The sequence below is a fragment of the bacterium genome, assembly GCA_024224155.1.
GTDB lineage: Bacteria > Acidobacteriota > Thermoanaerobaculia > Multivoradales > JAHEKO01 > CALZIK01.
The window spans coordinates 1-3427 of the sequence record JAAENP010000020.1; the positions used below are offsets into that span (position 1 = coordinate 1).

The 3427-nt window shown below is 64.8% G+C and carries 4 protein-coding genes; 1 reads left to right on the top strand and 3 read right to left on the bottom strand.

Annotation, left to right across the window (positions count from 1 at the left end; translation table 11 throughout):
* Both GY769_02045 and GY769_02050 read right to left on the bottom strand, forming a co-directional pair.
* Positions 1 to 2009: molybdopterin-dependent oxidoreductase (locus tag GY769_02045; protein ID MCP4200700.1), on the bottom strand; the 2009-nt coding region annotated here is incomplete at its 3' end.
* Positions 2006 to 2614, bottom strand: coding sequence for a molybdenum cofactor guanylyltransferase (locus tag GY769_02050; GenBank protein MCP4200701.1), 609 nt, complete (start codon positions 2612 to 2614; stop codon positions 2006 to 2008). The genes GY769_02045 and GY769_02050, both read right to left, overlap by 4 nt.
* A 114-nt stretch (positions 2615 to 2728) precedes the next feature.
* Here GY769_02050 and GY769_02055 point away from each other — a divergent pair, with 114 nt between their 5' ends.
* Positions 2729 to 3103, top strand: coding sequence for a response regulator (locus tag GY769_02055; protein MCP4200702.1), 375 nt, complete (start codon positions 2729 to 2731; stop codon positions 3101 to 3103).
* Between the two features lie 3 nt (positions 3104 to 3106).
* Here the strand turns inward: GY769_02055 and GY769_02060 are convergent.
* Positions 3107 to 3427: alpha-ketoacid dehydrogenase subunit beta (locus GY769_02060; protein ID MCP4200703.1), on the bottom strand; the 321-nt coding region annotated here is incomplete at its 5' end.

A 3427-nucleotide genomic window follows, 5' to 3' on the forward strand; every position in this document is an offset into this window, starting at 1 on the left:
CGGACGACCACGGCTTCGCCCTGCCCAAGCCGGAGACGCTCGCAGTCTTCACGAGCCAGCAGCACCGCATCGCGCCTGGCCCCCACCAACATGTCCCGATCCGAAAAGACCATGCTGTTGAACTGTCTGCCGCGTCGGGTGTTGAGCCGGAACTTGCCATCCGCCTTGACGGCCGGCGGCAGCTCCACAGCGGCGAAGCGCGCCCGCCCGTCTGCAAAGCCGAAACGACCGTCCGCCGCGAGCAACCTGCCGCCCCATTGAAACTGGTCGCCCTTGCGTTGGAGCGTCTCGATTCCCCTGTAGAACGGCACGACCTCGCTGATCTCGCGCCTGATCCCCCGCGTGCCGTCGAAGCTGCATTTCTCGGCCAGTTCGGGACGCGCGCGGCTCGCCAGAGCCACCAGAACGCACCACTCGTCGCGAGCCTCGGGAACCCGCCGGCCGGGAATCTCGGGGCTGAAGACCACTCGCCGCTCGGTGGTCGTCTCGGTGCCGCCACCAGCCACCTCGTAGCGGGTGGTCGCGGGTAAAAGCAGAACCGTATCGCCGGGGTCGACCATCATCTGCGGGTTCAGAACGATGTCGTGGTGTATGCGCAGCGGGATCTTGGCGAGCGCCGAACGAACGAACTCGGGCTCCGGCAGAACGCCGAGCAGGTTGCTACCCGCGCAATACAGGACATCGAGGTCGCCGGCGGCGGCCGCCTCGACCATCTCGGCGGCAAAATGGCCGCGCCAGTCCGGCACCTCGAATCCCCAGGCGCGGCTCAGCTCCCGAGCGCTCGCGCCGTCCAGGGCCACGCCGCCCGGAAGCTGGTTCGGAACGCAGCCCATCTCGGCACCACCCTGTACCCCCGAGTGCCCCCGGATCGCCATCAGCCCGGTGCCCGAGCGGCCGACCATGCCGCGGGCCAGCGCCAGGTTGGCGATCGAACTGACGTTGGCGACACCGTGTCGGTGCATGGTGATGCCCATCGACCAAATGAGAATGGCCCGATCCGCCTTGGCGTACATGCGCGCGAACTCGAGCATCTCACGGCGGCTGACGCCGGATAGAGCCTCCAGCTCGTCCAAGCTTTGCTCGGCCAGACTCGCGGAGAGCTCGCCCCATCCACGAGTGCTCCGGCCGATAAAGGCGTCATCGAGCCAACCGTTGGCTTCGAGATGCTTGAGAATCCCGTGAATCAACGCGATGTCGCCACCCACCCGTACCTGATAGAAGGCGTCGGCGATCCGGGTGCCTAGCAGTGCCGACTTGAGGGAAGAGGGCACCCAGTACTTCTCGAGGCCGGGCTCGCGGTAGGGGTTGATGACCACAACTCGCGCGCCCCGGCTCTTCGCCTGCTCCAGATACTTGACCGCCACGGGCTGGTTGTTGGCGATGTCGCTACCGAAGAGCACGATCAGATCCGACTCCAGGAGGTCCTTGTAGCTACAAGTCGTGGCGGCGAAGCCGACGGTTCTCTTCAACCCCGCAGTGCTGGGTGAGTGACAGACCCGCGCCGAATTGTCGACGTGGTTCGTGCCCAGGAAACGAGCCACCTTCTGAGCCACATAGTAGGTTTCGTTCAATGTGCCTCGGGCGACCATGTAGAAGGCCATGCGCCGCGGATCGGCGCGGCGAAAACGTTCGCCGGCCAACTCGAGTGCCTCTTCCCAGGAAAGCCGGGAAAAAGACCGGTCTCCCCGACGACGGACCAAGGGATACGGGATCCGCCCCAGAACGCGTAGCTCGCGCTCACTCAGTCGCTCGAGCCGCTCGCAATCCGCCACCGTGCTCTCCCGAAAGGCCGGCATGGTGTTCAGCCTCAGCAGGCCCAGTCGGATCCAGCACAGGTGAATGCCGTCGATGGTCCAGTCCTTCATGCCGCTGGTGCCCAACGCGCAACCGTCGCAAACACCGTCGTTGAGGATCCTCCACGCGCAGCCCGGCTGGTCGCGGTTGTCCCACATTGCCCTGGCGATGGCTCGATAGGGTCCGGTTCTGCGGCCGAGCAGATTCCTGCTCACGGCTTGGCGTTCCCGGCAAGGTCGAGAAGGTCGGCCGGCTCATTGAGGTTTCGAAACAGATCCGGGCGGCTGAACGGCAGGCTCGGCGGGATCTCGACCTCGAATAGCGAGACCGCCTCCAGGAGCCCGTGCATCGATCGAAGGCCCGAGTCGAGCTGCCGGCGGACCACGGTCAGAGTCGCCGTCCGGTAGAAGGCGCAGAGCGGTTGATAGCGCCCACCGATCGATGGCACCACCGCCGCGGACTCGTGTGCCTCGAGCGCGCGATCGGTGATGTAACGGACGGCTCGAGCATCGACATGAGGCATGTCGCACGCCAGCAGGAACACCGAGCTTGCGCTCGCCGCGGCATGCTCCAGGGCGGACTCCAGTCCCGCCAACGGCCCGCAGTGGGTTCTGCGGTCGTGAATCGTCCGGAATGAAGCGCCTGCCCACGCGGTGCCCGGCTGCATCGAGATTACGACCTCGTCGCAGGCGGCTTCCAAGACCGTTGCCGATCGTTCGACCAGCGTGAGTCCGTCGAGCTCGAGGCTTGCCTTGTCGAACCCCATCCTGCGGCTCGCACCACCCGCCAGGACGACCCCCAGAATCCTCTCGAACGACATCCGCGGTCATCCTAGCAAAGCACCATAAAGACTCGGTTTTTCACCACAATCCGCCAAAGCAATGGTGGTAGAATTCCATAGCGATCACCAGCCCCGGAAGACAAACTGCAAGCGATGACTACGACCGTACTCCTCGTCGACGACGAAAAGCACGTCGTCAACGTCGTCGGGACCATGCTCGAACAACGGGACTTTCGCGTCGTTACCGCGAACAGTGGCGAAGAGGCACTGGCCATGCTCGAGGAGATCACGCCCGACCTCGCACTGCTGGACATCATCCTTCCCGGAATCGATGGCGCGACCCTGGCGCAGCGCTTGCGAGCCCACCCTCCGACCGAGAATGTGCCGATCGTCTTTCTGACCGGCCTGGTCGAAGCCGATGAGATCCACCGGGGGGGGAACCAGATCGGCGGTCAGTATTTCCTCGCCAAGCCCTTCGACTCGACTGAGCTGTTCGACGTCATCGACCGCGCTATGTCGGATATCTGAGCGCTATTCGCTGAGCAGTCGCAGAGCTTCGTGCACGACGTCACTCGCCTTGGGTAGGAAGTCGAACTCCAGCGGCGGCGAGTACGGAACGGGCGTGTCGGGAGCCGTGACCCGACGGATCGGCGCATCCAGGTCGTAGAAGCACTCGTCTGCCAGGATGGCGGCGAGCTCTCCGCCCAGACCTCCGCGGCGCGTATCCTCGTGAACCACCAGCGCCCGGTGGGTCTTTCGAACCGAGGAGCGTACCGTCTCGACGTCGAGCGGCGATAGCGTTCTCAGATCCACCACCTCCACGTCGCAACCTTCGTCGGCGAGCTCCGCTGC